Here is a 14,343-nt window from a genome sequence, read left to right as displayed (position 1 = left end):
GAAAATGGGACAGAAAATCAACCCAACCGGCTTCCGTCTGGCTGTCAGCCGCAACTGGGCAAGCCGTTGGTACGCCAGCAACCGCGATTTCGCGGGCATGCTGGCCGAAGACATCAAGGTGCGCGAGTACCTGAAGACCAAGCTGAAGAACGCCGCCGTTTCGCGCGTTCTGATCGAGCGTCCTGCCAAGAACGCACGCATCACGATCTACTCGGCTCGTCCGGGCGTCGTGATCGGCAAGAAGGGCGAAGACATCGAGAACCTCAAGAAGGAACTCGCGACGCGTCTGGGCGTGCCAGTGGCAGTGAACATCGAAGAAGTGCGCAAGCCTGAAATCGATGCCAAGCTGATTGCTGACTCGATCACCCAGCAGCTCGAAAAGCGCATCATGTTCCGTCGTGCCATGAAGCGCGCCATGCAGAACGCCATGCGTCTGGGTGCACAGGGCATCAAGATCATGTCTGCCGGTCGTCTGAACGGTATCGAAATCGCACGTACCGAGTGGTACCGCGAAGGCCGTGTGCCACTGCACACGCTGCGCGCCGACATCGACTACGGCACCTCCGAAGCCAAGACCACCTACGGTGTGATCGGCGTGAAGGTGTGGGTCTACAAGGGTGACACGCTGGGTCGTAACGACCTGCCCGCCGTCGAGACTCCACGTCCTGACGACGAGCGTCGCCCACGTGGCCCGCGTCGCGATGGCCGTGGTGATGGCCGCCGTGACGGTGACCGCCCAGGCCGTGGTGCTCCCCGTCGTGCGGGCGGTACCAATGCCGCTCCTGCCGATGGCAGCGACAAGCCCGCTGGTGCCGGTGGCACCGACGCAACCGCCGTTAAGCGCGTTCGCAAGACTGACGCGCCCGCTACAGCAGCGGACGGCAAAGGAGAATAAAGATGCTGCAACCTGCACGCCGTAAGTTCCGCAAGGAACACAAAGGCCGCAACACCGGTATCGCCACACGCGGCAACACTGTTGCCTTCGGCGATTTCGGTTTGAAGTCCACGGACCGTGGCCGTCTGACGGCCCGCCAGATCGAAGCCGCTCGCCGTGCGATCTCTCGCCACGTCAAGCGCGGTGGCCGTATCTGGATCCGTGTGTTCCCCGACAAGCCAATCTCCACGAAGCCAGCCGAAGTCCGTATGGGTAACGGTAAGGGCAATCCGGAGTACTACGTGGCTGAAATCCAGCCCGGCAAGGTGCTCTACGAAATCGTGGGCGTGCCTGAAGAGCTGGCTCGTGAAGCGTTCCGCCTGGCCGCCGCCAAGCTGCCGCTGCGCACCACGTTCGTTGCACGTCAAATTGGCGCCTGATCAGGAGATATGACAAATGACTAAATCTGCTGAACTCCGCCAAAAAGACGTAGCCGGCCTCGAAGCCGAAGTGAAGTCCCTGCAAAAGGCTCACTTTGGTCTGCGCATGCAAAAGGCTACGCAACAACTGGGCAATACCTCCACGCTGCGTTCCACGCGCCGTGACATCGCCCGTGCGAAGACCATTCTTGCTGAAAAGCAAGCCGCCAAGTAATCAGGAGCCGACATGACGGAAGCTAAAAAATCCCTCAAGCGCACCTTGATTGGCAAGGTGGTGAGCGACAAGCGTGAGAAGACAGTGACGGTGCTCGTAGAGCGCCGCGTGAAGCACCCGATCTACGACAAGATCGTGATCAAGTCGAGCAAGTACCACGCGCACGACGAAAAGGGTGAGTACAAGATGGGTGACACCGTCGAGATCGAGGAAAGCCGTCCGCTCTCCAAGACCAAGAACTGGGTTGCTACCCGCCTGGTGCAAAAGGCTGCTCTGGTGTAAGCCTTAAAGGCTGCCCCGGCTGCAAGGCCCGAAGAAACGACCCACAATGTGGGTCGTTTTTCTTTTTCCGGACGGCATTCGGGCGTTTTTGGGCGGTTTGCGCATGGCGCTTCCGGTTGCCGAACGGTTTTGCGACATTCAACAGGAGCACAAGCCATGATCAAAGTTGGTGACACCCTTCCCGCAGCCACGCTGATGGAATATTCCGAAGTCGAAGGCAACGGCTGCAGCCTCGGCCCGAACGCGGTCGATGTGCAAAAGGCCGCCGCTGGCAAGACGATCGCCGTCTTTGCCGTGCCGGGCGCCTTCACCCCCACCTGCTCCGCCAAGCACGTTCCCGGTTTCGTGGAAAAGGCGGCCGAATTCAAGTCCGCAGGTGTCGATGAAATCTGGTGCCTCTCGGTGAACGATGCGTTCGTGATGGGCGCGTGGGCGCGCGACCAGAAGACCGACGGCAAGGTGCGCATGCTGGCCGATGGCGACGCCGCGTTTGCCAAGGCGACAGGCCTGACGCTGGATCTGAACGGCAAGGGCTTGGGCCTGCGCAGCAATCGCTATTCGATGTTGGTCAAGGACGGCAAGGTGGTCAGCCTGAACGTCGAAGGCCCCGGCAAGTTTGAAGTCAGCGACGCCGACACCCTGCTCCAGCAAGCCAAGGCTTGAACCTGGGTCTGCGGTGAATCCGCTCAGAAGGCCGCGACGCGTTTCGCGGCCTTTTGTTTTTGACGGGTGGCGGAAGCGCTGCTGCTGGCGGGGACCCAATCGCCCGTTATATTGACGTTTTCTTCGGGAGCCCTGAATGAGTGAGCAAACAACTGAGTTGACGACGAAAAAGGTTGCCGTGGTCGTCGCGGGCGGCAGCGGCATGGGCGCGGCTGCGGCGCGCAAGTTGCGCACCGATGGCTACGAAATCGCGATTCTTTCCTCATCGGGCAAGGGCGAGGCTCTCGCGACGGAGCTGGGGGCATTGGCGTCACGGGATCGAATCAGAACGTGGCGGACATTCAACGCCTAGTCGATCAGACGATGGCGCGCTGGGGCCGCGTCGATGTGCTGGTGAACGGTGCGGGGCACGGGCCGAAGGGACCTTTGCTGGAGATCACGGACGCCGACTGGATCAAGGGCCTTGAGGTGTATTTCCTCAACGTCGTGCGTGCCACGCGCATCGTCACGCCGATCATGCAGCAGCAGGGCGGCGGCTCCATCGTGAATATTTCCACGGCGTGGACCTTCGAGCCCTCGGAAATGTTTCCGACCTCGGCCATGGCGCGTTCAGGGCTGGCCGCTTTCACGAAAATCTTCTGCGACCAGTACGCCCGGGACGGCATCCGCATGAACAACGTCCTGCCAGGCTGGATCGACAGCCTGCCCGCCAAGGACGAGCGTCGCGCGGCCGTGCCGATGCAGCGTTATGGCAGGGCCGAAGAAGTGGCAGCGACGATAGCGTTTCTCGCGTCCGATGCGGCCAGCTACATCACCGGCCAGAATCTGCGCGTGGACGGCGGGCTGATGCACGGCGTTTGAGGACGCGGCGCGCAGCGGAGTCCGTCAGCGCAGATCGACCTTGAGGTAATGCGAGCCCGACACCGGGTTGTGATAATAGGGCGGAATTTCCTCGAAGCCCAGATCGGCGTAGAGCGCACGCGCGGACTCCATGCCGTCGAGCGTATCGAGCAGCACGCAGGCGTAGTCCGACAGCCGCGCGGCATCCAGAATGCCCTCGGCGAGGGTCCGCCCCAGCCCGAATCCGCGAAACGCCTTGCGCACATAGAGGCGCTTCATTTCTGCGGCGTTGGAGTAGTCGGCGGTATCGAGAGGCCTGAGCGCGCAGCAACCCGCGAGGCTGCCATCGACGTAGGCCAGCAGGATCTGACCACGGGGCGCGTCGTATTCGCCGGGAAGCGTCGCCAGTTCTTCCTCGAAGTCCTGGAACGACAGATCGACCTCCAGCGTGTCGGCGTATTCACGGAAGATGTCGCGCACCACTTCCATCTCATGGGGCAGCGTGGGAGTGGCGAGAGAGATGGAGGGTGAGTGGTCTTCCACAGGCAATCCGGGGCGCGGCTGCGGGCTGTCGGCCGTCCGCGCGCAAAACAACGATGGCCCAGTGTAGTCGCTGGAGTTTGCTGGCCAACGTCAGAATGACCCTAATGTGGAGACCCACCAGGCGAGGCCGGTGCAAGCGGCCAGCACGAGCAGCCCCGCGAAGCGAGTGCCCGCATTGTCGCGCGAGGGGCGCACGGTGGCGGGCAACTGTTTATCCCCGGTGATCATCGGGCCGACCAGCTTCTTGCCGCGTACGGCGTAGAGAACAATGGCCAGCACATGCAGGCCCACCAGCACGTAAATCAGATACTGGCCGATCTTGGCGTGCCACCAGGTGGCCGTGCTGACCCATTCGCCCGACACGAAACGCGTGAGCGGCCCGGACACCGAGATCTCGTCGTCGCTCATCAGGCCGCTGGCCACCTGCAGGATCAACACCAGCAGCAGCGCAAATACCGACAGCGCGCCCAGCGGTGAATGTCCTGTCGAGTGATCTTCCTTGCCGCTTATGTGGCGCGCAAATTGACCCGGCGTGTGCAAAAAGCTGGTGAAGCGCGACCAATATCCGCCAAAGATGCCCCAGACCAGCCGGAATGCGAGCAGGGCCAGAACGCTGTAGCCGAACCGAAAATGCCAGTCCATGGCATTCATCTTGGCGCTGACGACCAAGGCGACGACGCAGAGCGCGAGCGCCCAGTGAAACAGTCGCGTCGGTAGATCCCATATGCGGACGGATTGGTTTGGCATGCCGTGGGTTCCCTGTTTGAAGTCGAAAAACCGTGCGATTCGCGTGCGCTTGCGATAGGAAGCGTACACAATGGCCGATGATAGTAGGCAATGGGCTCATGTGCCATGCGATGGCGCATGAGCGGGATCGTGGTTTTCAGGCGTTGCCGACTATTGTGTTTGCGCTCTCATCAACTCCAAAATGAAAGGTCGCCCATGAAATACAAAGCACGCGTCTCGATTCTTGCCGCCTCGGCCTGCACGCTGTTCGCGGTCCCGGCTTCGGCCCAGTTCGCCAAGGCGGAAGATGCCATCAAATACCGCCAGAGCGCGTTGTTTGTGATGGGCCAGCATTTCGGTCGTCTGGGCGCGATGGCGCAGGGCAAGGTGCCGTTCGATGCCAAGGCCGCTCAGGAGAACGCCGACGTGGTCGCGGCAATGGCCAAGCTGCCATGGGCAGGCTTCGGTCCGGGCTCGGAAAAGGGCGCGCCCAACAAGGCCAAGGAAGACATCTGGCTTGAGCCCGAAAAATTCAAGGAGCACGCCGACAAGCTGGTAGCGGAATCGGCCAAGCTGGCCGCCGCCACCAAGACCGGAACACTCGAAGGCATGAAGTCCGCTTTTGGCGCTACCGCCAACACCTGCAAGTCCTGCCACGACGCTTATCGCAACAAGTAGGACGCGGTCATCCGCAAAGAGCAAGAGGCCGATTCCATGGCGAAATCGGCCTCTTTTTCATGTTGTGTGACGGGTGTTAAGCCGCGAGCAGCTTTTCGATCAATTTGTGCAATTCGGCAAAGTCCGGCGCGCCGACGTAAGACTTCACGATCTGCCCCTGCTTGTCCACGATGAAGGTGGAGGGCGTGAGCTTCACGTCGCCCCAGGCTTTGGCGTTGGCTCCCGTGTTGTCGATGGCGACCTGGAATGGCAGCTTGCGCGATTCGGCAAAGTTCACGACATAGGCTGGCGGGTCGTACTGCATGGCAACGGCCACGGTGTCAAAACCCTTGTCCTTGTATTTTTGATAGGTCGCGACGATCTCTGGCATCTCGGCCACGCAGGTGGTGCAACTCGTCGCCCAGAAATTCACGAGCGTCACGCGCCCCTTCATCTGATCGGTGGTTTTGGTCGAGCCATCGAGCAGCACGAAGTTCGACGCCGGCGCGACAGAGGTACCCGTGCCCAGGAACACCCAGGCACCAGCACCTGCGAATGCCACCACCACGGCGGCGGCCAGCCACGTTTTGAATTTCATTGCATCGTTCCTGCGAAGACGCGGTACTCGCTGATTGCCGGAGCCCGCCGTCGGTCATTGACTCCCATTGTGCCGCAAGCGGCAGGGATTGCTGATAGAGCCTCGCCGAGGGCAAAAAGTTCGGCTCCACGAGGCAGACCGCATAATCGCCGCATGCAAGCACATGGCGCTCACGCGGTTTCCCCGCCTTCGTTTCAGTGGCGCAGTCTGCGTGCGCTGGGCGTCGGCGCGATTTCTGGGTTGCTGCTGCTGCTGCTGACGGCCTGCAATCCGTCGTTCAACTGGCGCAACGTGCCGCTCGAACGGGCGCATCTCACAGTGTCTCTGCCCTGCAAACCCGACCAGGGCACGAAAACGGTGGAACTTGGAAGCGACAAGGTCGAACTGTCCATGGTCGGCTGCGAAGCCGGGGGCGCGCTGTTTGCAATGTCGTGGATGGAGCTTGGCGACCCTTCGCGCATCAGCACCGTGCTCGCGCTCTGGCACGACGCCGTGCGTGCCCAGTTGCGTTTGCCCCCGCAGACTCCCGGCACGCCGCCCGAGGAGCGCAGCTTTGCGCGCAAGGGCGGTTTGAATCTGCCGCAGTCCATCCGCATGCAGACCACGGGACGCAGGAGCGATGGCAGCAGCGTCCAGGTCGATGCCGTGTGGTTCGCGCGGTTGCACGCAGGCAACGTGCAATTGGTGCACGCTGTGGTCTACTCTGACCAGCGCAACGACGCCATGGCCGACAGCTTTCTGGAGTCGATCACGTTGCAATGAAGGGATCAGGTGCGCGCTCGGCGTACCTGCCTGAATCGGCCAACGGCACGCCATAATGTCCGCCAGACATCTTCCACCATGACGACGCACATTCTCATCATCGCTCACGCACCCTTGGCACACGCGCTGCGCGAATGCGCGCTTCATGTGTTTCCCGAGTGTGAGGAGGAAGTGCTGGCGCTCGACGTGCCGCCGAACGAGACCCCCGAGACGACTCAGGCGACCGCGCAGGTAATGCTGGATCAGCATCCCGGCCCCGTGTTGCTACTCACCGACGTCTTCGGCGCGACGCCGTGCAATGTGGCACAGCGGCTCACCGATGGGCAACGGGTGCGCCTGCTGTGCGGCGTGAATCTGCCGATGTTGCTGCGCGCAGTGTGTTATCGCACGGAAGATCTGGAGTCGCTCGTGTCACGCGCCATGGTGGGCGGCACGCAAGGCGTGATGCAGGTTGCGCCGACCGCGCCTCAGAATCAGGCTCGATTGAGTTGTTCAAGAAATGATCAAGAAAAAAATCACCATCAGCAATAAATTGGGGCTGCATGCCCGCGCGTCTGCCAAGCTCACCAAGCTCGCTGGCAGTTGCCCTTGCGACGTCTGGATTTCACGCGGTGAACGCCGCATCAACGCCAAGAGCATCATGGGCGTCATGATGCTCGCCGCAGGCATGGGATCCGAGATCGAAATCGAGACCGATGGCGAGCAGGAAGCGGAGTCGATGGACGCGCTGATCGCGCTGATCGACGGAAAGTTCGGCGAAGGCGAGTGACGCCCGGCATGTAGTCCGCTGGTTTGTCACTCGTTCATTCATTCAAGTGGATTGACGATACTGCTGCCGCCAGTGACGAGAGATGCGGGGCAGCAGAGTATGTAAAACGGAGGCTGGGCGACCATGACATTTGCAATACATGGATTGGCTGTGGCTCCTGGAATTGCCATCGGCCGCGCGGTGATCGCCGTCTCCAGTCGCATGGAGGTGGTGCACTATTTCATCGAGCCACATCAGATCGGCGACGAAATCAAGCGCGCGCGCCGTGCGCGTGACACGGTGGTCGACGAGCTCAAGCGCATGCAGGAAGAAATGCCTGCCGACGTCCCGCACGAACTCGCCGCACTGCTGGACGTGCACCTGATGCTGCTGCAGGACGAGTTGCTGGAAAACGGCGTGAAACGCTGGATTTCGGACCGTCTGTACAACGCCGAATGGGCGCTCACGACACAGCTCGAACTCATCACACGCCAGTTCGACGAGATGGAGGACGAGTACCTGCGCGAACGCAAGGCCGACCTCGAACAGGTCGCCGAGCGCATTCTGCGCTATATGCGCGGCGTGGCCAGCCCGGTGGCGCCGCCGTCCAGCCCGCGCCGCGCGCAGCCGGTGCTTGCGGGCATGAGCGAAGATTTTGCCGAAGACCCGTTGGTGCTCGTGGCCAGCGATCTGTCTCCGGCGGACATGCTGCAGTTCAAGAACAGCGTATTCGCGGGCTTCGTCACCGACGTCGGCGGCAAGACCTCGCACACCGCCATCGTCGCGCGCAGCATGGACATCCCCGCCGTCGTCGGCGCACGCAGCGCCAGCCAGCTCGTGCGCCAGGATGACTGGGTGGTGATCGACGGTGATGCAGGTGTGGTGATCGTCAACCCGTCGTCGATCATTCTCGAAGAGTACGGTTTTCGCCAGCGCCAGGTGTCGCTCGAGCGCGAGCGGCTCTCGCGCCTCAGACATACGCCGGCGGTCACGCTGGACGGACAGTCCATCAGGCTGCTTGCCAACATCGAGCGCCCCGGCGACTGCGAGGCCGCCATGCGCGGCGGTGCGGCGGGCGTGGGCCTGTTCCGCACGGAATTCCTGTTCATGGGACGCGCCGGAAAGATGCCCGACGAGGACGAACAATACGCCTCGTACCTTGAGGCCCTCGACGGCATGAAGGGCGCACCGGTGACGATTCGCACCATCGACATCGGCGCCGACAAACCCCTCGACAAAGGACACCGCGAGCAGTCGGTGCTCAACCCCGCGCTCGGCCTGCGCTCGATTCGCTGGAGCCTGGCCGATGCCTCGATGTTCCGCACGCAACTGCGGGCGATTCTGCGCGCAGCCAGGCACGGCCCGGTGCACCTGCTGTTCCCCATGCTGTCGGGCGTCGGCGAGATCCGCCAGACGCTCGCCCAACTCGACCTGGCCCGCGCCGAACTCGACACACGCGGCGTGGCCTACGGCACGCTCAAGATCGGCGCGATGATCGAAGTGCCCGCCGCCGCGCTCATGGTGCGCAGTTTTCTGAAGCACCTTGACTACGTATCGATCGGCACCAACGATCTGGTGCAATACACACTCGCCATCGACCGCGCCGACGAGGCAGTCGCACACCTCTACGACCCCATGCATCCCGCCGTGCTGCGCTTGATCGCCGACGTGATTGCAGCCGCCAACGAGGCCGGCAAGGAAGTCAGCGTCTGCGGCGAAACGGCAGGAGACGTCACCATGACCCGGCTACTGCTCGGCCTCGGCCTGCGCTGCTTCTCCATGCACCCAGCCCAGATCCTCGCCGTCAAGCAGGAGATCCTGCGTGCCGACGCCGCCAAACTCACAGAATGGGCCCAGACAGTGCTGGACAGTGACGATCCGCAGTCGTTGTGCGCGGCGGCGGCCTGAGGGCGGAAAACGTAGGGATTCGCTTGATTCGACGAGCGAGCGCTTGGTAGGGCCGACGAAAAGTCCTCCCAGACCTCAGACCCCCGCCGCGTGCGCCTGCTGGTCGGCGTGGTAGCTTGATCGCACCATCGCGCCGACGGCGGCGTGCGAGAAGCCCATCTTGTAGGCCTCTTGCTCGAACATCTTGAAGGTGTCGGGGTGCACGTAGCGGCGCACCGGCAGGTGGCTGTTGCTGGGCGCGAGGTACTGGCCGATGGTGAGCATGTCGATGTCGTGCGCGCGCATGTCGCGCATCACCTGGAGGATTTCCTCGTTGGTCTCGCCCAGGCCCACCATGATGCCGCTCTTGGTCGGCACCTGGGGATGCAGCGCCTTGAACTTCTTGAGCAGGTTCAGGCTGAACTGGTAGTCCGAACCGGGACGCGCTTCCTTGTACAGGCGCGGCGCGGTTTCGAGGTTGTGGTTCATCACGTCGGGCGGCGCGGCCTTGAGGATTTCCAGGGCGCGGTCGTCGCGGCCACGGAAATCGGGCACGAGGATTTCGATCTGTGTCTGCGGCGAGAGTTCGCGGATGTTCTTGATGCACTCGACGAAGTGGCCCGAGCCGCCGTCGCGCAGGTCGTCGCGGTCGACGCTGGTGATCACCACGTACTTGAGACGCAACTGCGCGATGGTCTTCGCGAGGTTGAGCGGCTCGTTGACGTCGAGCGGATCGGGGCGGCCATGGCCCACGTCGCAGAAGGGGCAGCGGCGCGTGCACTTGTCGCCCATGATCATGAAGGTGGCCGTGCCCTTGCCGAAGCATTCGCCGATGTTGGGGCACGAGGCTTCTTCGCAGACAGTGTGCAGCTTGTTCTCGCGCAGGATGTCCTTGATTTCGTAGAAGCGCGTGGTGGGGCTGCCGGCTTTCACGCGGATCCACTCGGGCTTCTTGAGGATTTCGCCCTGCTCGACCTTGATGGGGATGCGGGAGAGCTTGGCCGCGGCCTTCTGTTTGGCCAGCGGGTTGTAGGCTTCTGCCGATTGCGCTTCGCGTACGACTTCGGGTGTGCTCATGGCTGCTCGTCTTGTTCAGGGTGCCAGGCGGCGCTGCAGTTGATCTGTGAGTACCTGCGCCGCCTCGTCATTGGTGATGTTGACGCCCATTGTAGAAAGATCGACCGTTCTCAGCCCGGCATAGCCGCACGGGTTGATTCGGTTATAGGGTTCGAGGTCCATGTTCACGTTCAGCGCCACACCGTGGTAGGTGCAGTGCCGCGAGACCTTGATGCCCAATGCGGCGATTTTCCCCAGTCCGGTGAAGTCCTGCGCATCGTCCTTGCCAAGACCCTTTTGCGGTCGTTGCGCGAGCATCGAGTGTCCGGCGGGATCGTCGAGGCGCACGTACACGCCCGGTGCGTGGGCAACACGGTGGCCGGTGACGCCGAAGTGCATGAGCGTGCGGATCACCGCTTCCTCGAGCCGGTAGACGTATTCCTTGACGAAATAGCCGGTGCGGCGCAGATCGATCAGCGGGTAGGCCACGAGTTGGCCGGGCCGTGGTAAGTCACCTGGCCGCCGCGATTGGTCTGGACGATCTGGATGTCGCCTGGGGCGAGCAGGTGATCGGTCTTGCCCGCGATGCCCTGGGTGAACACCGGCGCGTGTTCGCAGAGCCAGAGTTCATCTTCTGATTCGGGGCTGCGGTTTTCGGTGAAGCGCTGCATGGAAAGGGCGGTGTCGACATAGTCGACCCGCCCCAGTTGACGAACCCGCATGGTCACGCGAAGCCTTACAGCACAATCTTGACCATCGGGTGCGAGGTGAGCGCACGATACAGGTTGTCGAGCTGTTCGCGGCTGGTGGCGGTGACGGTGATCGTCACGCCCATGTACTTGTCACCCTTGCTGTTGCGCAGCTCGACGGTGCTGGCGTCGTAGGTGGGGTCGAACTCCCGTGCGACCGTGGTCACCGCATTCACGAAGCCATCGACGTTCAGGCCCATCACCTTGATGGGGAACTGGGACGGGTATTCGATCAGGGATTCCTTGCGCGGATCGGGGGTTTGGGTGACGGTTTCAGTGGTCATGGTGGTTTACTCGTGCTTTGTGATTGGAGTGTCACCATCATGTAAGGGCATTGTGCAAAATCTCAAGCTCCCTGCATGACCTACGTCAAAGCAGGGTTTTGGGACTTTGGCAAGCACTGTTTTAACAATCTGGTGCAGTCGTTGGTTGACGGCGACAGCACGCAGGGCGACGCCTCGAGAATGCAAGAAACGGGGTGCCAGCCGTCTACCGGTGCGGGTTTCTATTTATAATCAAGAGCTTTGTTAAAGTTTTAGTCTGTCACATGGACGTCGCCGAATGAAGAATGACATGACGCCCGGGACTGAAGCTGAGATTGAAGATTCCGATTTCAAGCCCCTGACTGCGCACGAAGCGCGGGAATGGCGCAAGCGGCACAAGACGTTTTCCATCTGGTGGATCGTCGTGGCGCAGGTGCTGGTGGGGCGGTTGCCGTGCTGCTGGCCTGGCTGGTGTCCTCGAAGTCGCATATTGCGTACTCGGTGGCATATGGCGCGCTGGCCGTGGTGATACCGTCGCTGGTGTTTGCGCGAGGTTTGGCTCGCGGGCGCGGTTCAGCCGGGGTGCCATGGTTGGGCTCTTTGGCTGGGAACTGGTCAAGATTTTGCTGACGGTGGCCATGCTGGTGGCCGCGCCCCGGATCGTTCCGGGCGTGAACTGGCTGGCCTTGCTGATCGGCATGGTTGTCACTATGAAGGCTTACTGGGTTGCACTGTTGTTGCGATCCGGCAGGTAAGAACTGATTGTTTGATTAATTGAGAGAAGAGTTGTCCGATGGCCGCAGACGCGAACGCACAAACAGCAAGTGAATACATCGTTCACCACTTGCAGCATCTTCAGAACATCAAGCAGAAGTCGATCATCGATTTCTCGGTGGTGAACCTTGACTCGGTTGCAGTCAGTGTGATCCTCGGCGCGGTGTTTTTGTTCCTCTTCTGGCTTGCCGCGCGCAAGGCCACCTCCGGCGTTCCGGGTCGCTTCCAGGCGGCGGTGGAAATGATGGTCGAGATGGTGGACAACCAGGCCAAGGCCAATATTCACAATGCACAGTCGCGCAAGTTCATTGCGCCGCTCGCGCTGACCGTGTTCGTCTGGATCTTCCTGATGAACGCCATGGACCTGCTGCCGGTTGACCTGCTGCCTGTGCTCTGGCAGGGCGCGACCGGCGACCACCACGCATACCTGCGCGTCGTGCCTACCGCCGATCTCTCGACCACTCTGGGTCTGTCCACCGCCGTGCTCTTGCTGTGCTTCTACTACAGCGTCAAGATCAAGGGCGTCGGCGGCTGGGCTCACGAACTGGTGACTGCACCGTTCGGCACCAGCAAGAATCCGATCTTCGCCGTGATCCTCGGCGTGGTGAACCTGCTCATGCAGGTGATTGAATATGTTGCCAAGACTGTGTCGCATGGCATGCGACTGTTCGGCAATATGTACGCTGGTGAGTTGGTGTTCATGCTGATTGCCCTGATGGGTGGCGCAGCCGCTATGTCGCTCTCTGGTGTGTTGCTCCCCTTGGGGCACATCATTGCAGGCTCTATCTGGGCGATCTTCCACATTCTGATCATCACCCTGCAGGCCTTCATTTTCATGATGCTGACGCTGATTTACCTCGGCCAGGCGCATGAACATCACTGATCCTTTCGTTTCCTTTTCCTTTCTTTCTTAACTTTTCTTTCTTTCCCCCTAGGAGTCATCATGGAAAACATTCTCGGTCTCGTCGCTCTGGCTTGTGGTCTGATCGTGGGTCTTGGCGCTATTGGCGCATCGATCGGTATCGCACTGATGGGTGGCAAGTTCCTGGAAGCGTCGGCACGTCAGCCTGAACTGATCAACGAACTGCAAACCAAGATGTTCATCTTGGCCGGTCTGATCGACGCTGCGTTCCTGATCGGTGTTGCCATCGCCCTGCTGTTCGCTTTCGCCAACCCCTTCGTTCTGGCCTAAGCTCCGATCAACGCCCTAGATAGAAAGGTGTTGCCGTGAGTATCAATGCGACCCTGTTCGTTCAGGCCATTGTTTTCCTGATCTTGGCGCTGTTCACGATGAAGTTCGTGTGGCCCCCGATCGCGAAGGCACTGGATGAACGAGCCCAGAAAATCGCTGATGGTCTCGCTGCTGCCGACAAGGCCAAAACCGAACTCGCCGCTGCCGACCAGCGCGTGAAGAAGGAATTGGCTGCGGCCAGCAACGAAACTGCTACACGCCTGGCCGATGCCGAGCGTCGCGCGCAGGCCATCATTGAAGAGGCAAAAGCACGCGCTACGGAAGAAGGCAACAAGATTGTCGCCGCCGCGCAGGCCGAAGCCCAACAGCAGTCGATTCAAGCCCGTGAAGCCTTGCGTGAGCAGGTGGCGGCATTGGCCGTCAAGGGAGCCGAGCAGATTCTCCGCAAGGAAGTCAACGCTGGCGTTCATGCGGATCTGTTGAACCGTCTGAAGACCGAGCTGTAAGGGAGCAACCATGGCAGAACTCGCCACCATTGCCCGCCCTTACGCCGAAGCGCTGTTCAAGGCCTGCAAGAACATTGCAGGCTCTGATACGGGCGTTGCGGCTGACTGGGCGGAAAAGCTGGCGGCGATTGCCGCCAACCCTCAGATGCGCTCGCTGGCCGATAACCCGAAGGTGACTTCCGAGCAATTGTTCGGTGTGTTCACCTCCGTCGCAGGTTCCGACCTGCCGGAAATCGCCAGGAACTTCCTGCGTACCGTGATCGACAACGGCCGCGTGACCGTGCTGCCAGAAATTGCAGCCCAGTTCCGCTCGTTGGTCAACAACAGCAAGGGATCCTCGGACGCGCTGGTCTACAGCGCGTTTCCAATGGACGCCGCTGCCTTGGCTGATCTCGGCAGCACGCTCGAAAAGCGCTTCGGCCGCAAGCTCAATCTGTCTGAAAAGACCGATGAGTCGCTGATCGGTGGCGTGCGTGTTGTCGTGGGTGATGAGGTGCTTGACACCTCGGTCAAGGCCCGCCTGGAACAAATGAAAGCAGCCCTCACTGCGTGATGCGGCGAGGACCCGG

The 14,343-nt window shown here is 61.2% G+C and carries 19 protein-coding genes and 3 pseudogenes; 16 read left to right on the top strand and 6 right to left on the bottom strand.

Annotated elements, in window-relative coordinates:
* Positions 1-4: 4 nt before the first annotated feature.
* The 6 genes and pseudogenes from rpsC (at position 5) to H9K75_RS11650 (ending at position 3,334) form a co-directional block, all read left to right on the top strand.
* Entirely contained in the window at positions 5-895 is an 891-nt protein-coding gene (gene rpsC / locus H9K75_RS11675; protein ID WP_187722810.1) for a 30S ribosomal protein S3, read from the top strand.
* Between the two features lie 2 nt (positions 896-897).
* Positions 898-1,314 (top strand): 50S ribosomal protein L16, encoded by a 417-nt coding sequence (rplP, locus tag H9K75_RS11670; protein ID WP_187597738.1) that lies wholly within the window; start codon positions 898-900, stop codon positions 1,312-1,314.
* 16 nt (positions 1,315-1,330) lie between these two features.
* The gene (gene rpmC / locus H9K75_RS11665) at positions 1,331-1,528 is read left to right on the top strand and encodes a 50S ribosomal protein L29 (RefSeq protein ID WP_187722809.1); all 198 of its coding nucleotides are present in this window, start codon (positions 1,331-1,333) and stop codon (positions 1,526-1,528) included.
* Between the two features lie 12 nt (positions 1,529-1,540).
* Complete coding sequence (gene rpsQ, locus H9K75_RS11660; protein ID WP_187722808.1) at positions 1,541-1,810, top strand: 30S ribosomal protein S17; 270 nt, start codon at positions 1,541-1,543, stop codon at positions 1,808-1,810.
* Positions 1,811-1,966: 156 nt separating this feature from the next.
* Positions 1,967-2,473 (top strand): peroxiredoxin, encoded by a 507-nt coding sequence (locus H9K75_RS11655; RefSeq protein ID WP_187722807.1) that lies wholly within the window; start codon positions 1,967-1,969, stop codon positions 2,471-2,473.
* A 157-nt stretch (positions 2,474-2,630) separates the two neighbouring features.
* Positions 2,631-3,334 (top strand): annotated as a pseudogene (locus H9K75_RS11650) (SDR family oxidoreductase).
* Between the two features lie 24 nt (positions 3,335-3,358).
* Here H9K75_RS11650 and H9K75_RS11645 read toward each other — a convergent pair.
* Positions 3,359-3,802: a GNAT family N-acetyltransferase gene (locus H9K75_RS11645; protein ID WP_187726011.1), complete on the bottom strand. Its 444-nt coding sequence runs from the start codon at positions 3,800-3,802 to the stop codon at positions 3,359-3,361.
* Positions 3,803-3,946: 144 nt separating this feature from the next.
* Entirely contained in the window at positions 3,947-4,603 is a 657-nt protein-coding gene (locus H9K75_RS11640; protein ID WP_187722806.1) for a cytochrome b/b6 domain-containing protein, read from the bottom strand.
* Between the two features lie 195 nt (positions 4,604-4,798).
* On the opposite strand from H9K75_RS11640, the gene H9K75_RS11635 reads away from it, so the two are divergent.
* Complete coding sequence (locus H9K75_RS11635; RefSeq protein WP_187722805.1) at positions 4,799-5,260, top strand: c-type cytochrome; 462 nt, start codon at positions 4,799-4,801, stop codon at positions 5,258-5,260.
* A 76-nt stretch (positions 5,261-5,336) separates the two neighbouring features.
* Here the strand turns inward: H9K75_RS11635 and H9K75_RS11630 are convergent, their stop codons facing one another.
* On the bottom strand, positions 5,337-5,837 hold the full coding sequence (locus tag H9K75_RS11630; RefSeq protein ID WP_187722804.1) for a TlpA disulfide reductase family protein: 501 nt from the start codon (positions 5,835-5,837) through the stop codon (positions 5,337-5,339).
* Positions 5,838-5,990: 153 nt separating this feature from the next.
* Here H9K75_RS11630 and H9K75_RS11625 point away from each other — a divergent pair, with 153 nt between their 5' ends.
* From H9K75_RS11625 to ptsP, 4 genes are all read left to right on the top strand, one after another.
* Complete coding sequence (locus H9K75_RS11625; protein ID WP_187722803.1) at positions 5,991-6,599, top strand: hypothetical protein; 609 nt, start codon at positions 5,991-5,993, stop codon at positions 6,597-6,599.
* A gap of 78 nt (positions 6,600-6,677) precedes the next feature.
* Positions 6,678-7,130 carry a PTS sugar transporter subunit IIA gene (locus tag H9K75_RS11620; RefSeq protein ID WP_187722802.1) on the top strand — a complete coding sequence of 151 codons (453 nt, stop codon included), beginning with the start codon at positions 6,678-6,680 and terminating at the stop codon, positions 7,128-7,130.
* Positions 7,099-7,368, top strand: a complete 270-nt coding sequence (locus tag H9K75_RS11615) for an HPr family phosphocarrier protein (protein WP_187722801.1) — start codon at positions 7,099-7,101, stop codon at positions 7,366-7,368. The genes H9K75_RS11620 and H9K75_RS11615 overlap by 32 nt, the downstream gene beginning before the upstream one ends.
* A gap of 123 nt (positions 7,369-7,491) precedes the next feature.
* The gene (gene ptsP, locus H9K75_RS11610) at positions 7,492-9,255 is read left to right on the top strand and encodes a phosphoenolpyruvate--protein phosphotransferase (RefSeq protein WP_187722800.1); all 1,764 of its coding nucleotides are present in this window, start codon (positions 7,492-7,494) and stop codon (positions 9,253-9,255) included.
* Positions 9,256-9,330: 75 nt separating this feature from the next.
* On the opposite strand, the gene lipA is transcribed toward ptsP, so the two are convergent.
* From lipA to H9K75_RS11595, 3 genes and pseudogenes are all read right to left on the bottom strand, one after another.
* The gene (lipA, locus tag H9K75_RS11605) at positions 9,331-10,311 is read right to left on the bottom strand and encodes a lipoyl synthase (protein WP_187722799.1); all 981 of its coding nucleotides are present in this window, start codon (positions 10,309-10,311) and stop codon (positions 9,331-9,333) included.
* A 15-nt stretch (positions 10,312-10,326) separates the two neighbouring features.
* Positions 10,327-11,012 (bottom strand): annotated as a pseudogene (gene lipB, locus H9K75_RS11600) (lipoyl(octanoyl) transferase LipB).
* Positions 11,013-11,026: 14 nt separating this feature from the next.
* A complete protein-coding gene (locus H9K75_RS11595; RefSeq protein ID WP_187722798.1) occupies positions 11,027-11,323 on the bottom strand; it encodes a YbeD family protein in 297 nt (98 codons plus the stop codon).
* A gap of 277 nt (positions 11,324-11,600) precedes the next feature.
* On the opposite strand from H9K75_RS11595, the pseudogene H9K75_RS11590 reads away from it, so the two are divergent.
* The 5 genes and pseudogenes from H9K75_RS11590 (at position 11,601) to H9K75_RS11570 (ending at position 14,327) form a co-directional block, all read left to right on the top strand.
* Positions 11,601-12,057, top strand: a pseudogene (locus tag H9K75_RS11590) (ATP synthase subunit I).
* Between the two features lie 38 nt (positions 12,058-12,095).
* Positions 12,096-12,959, top strand: coding sequence for a F0F1 ATP synthase subunit A (gene atpB / locus H9K75_RS11585; RefSeq protein ID WP_187722797.1), 864 nt, complete (start codon positions 12,096-12,098; stop codon positions 12,957-12,959).
* Between the two features lie 60 nt (positions 12,960-13,019).
* Positions 13,020-13,268 (top strand): F0F1 ATP synthase subunit C, encoded by a 249-nt coding sequence (gene atpE / locus H9K75_RS11580; protein WP_091458130.1) that lies wholly within the window; start codon positions 13,020-13,022, stop codon positions 13,266-13,268.
* 35 nt (positions 13,269-13,303) lie between these two features.
* Positions 13,304-13,774, top strand: coding sequence for a F0F1 ATP synthase subunit B (locus tag H9K75_RS11575; RefSeq protein ID WP_166067907.1), 471 nt, complete (start codon positions 13,304-13,306; stop codon positions 13,772-13,774).
* A 10-nt stretch (positions 13,775-13,784) separates the two neighbouring features.
* Positions 13,785-14,327 carry a F0F1 ATP synthase subunit delta gene (locus tag H9K75_RS11570; protein ID WP_187722796.1) on the top strand — a complete coding sequence of 181 codons (543 nt, stop codon included), beginning with the start codon at positions 13,785-13,787 and terminating at the stop codon, positions 14,325-14,327.
* The last annotated feature ends 16 nt before the right edge of the window (positions 14,328-14,343 follow it).

Source organism: Diaphorobacter aerolatus, from assembly GCF_014489535.1.
Lineage (GTDB): Bacteria > Pseudomonadota > Gammaproteobacteria > Burkholderiales > Burkholderiaceae_C > Diaphorobacter_A > Diaphorobacter_A aerolatus.
The sequence above is the reverse complement of the archived record's forward strand: the minus strand, read 5'-3'. Positions and strand labels throughout refer to the sequence as shown.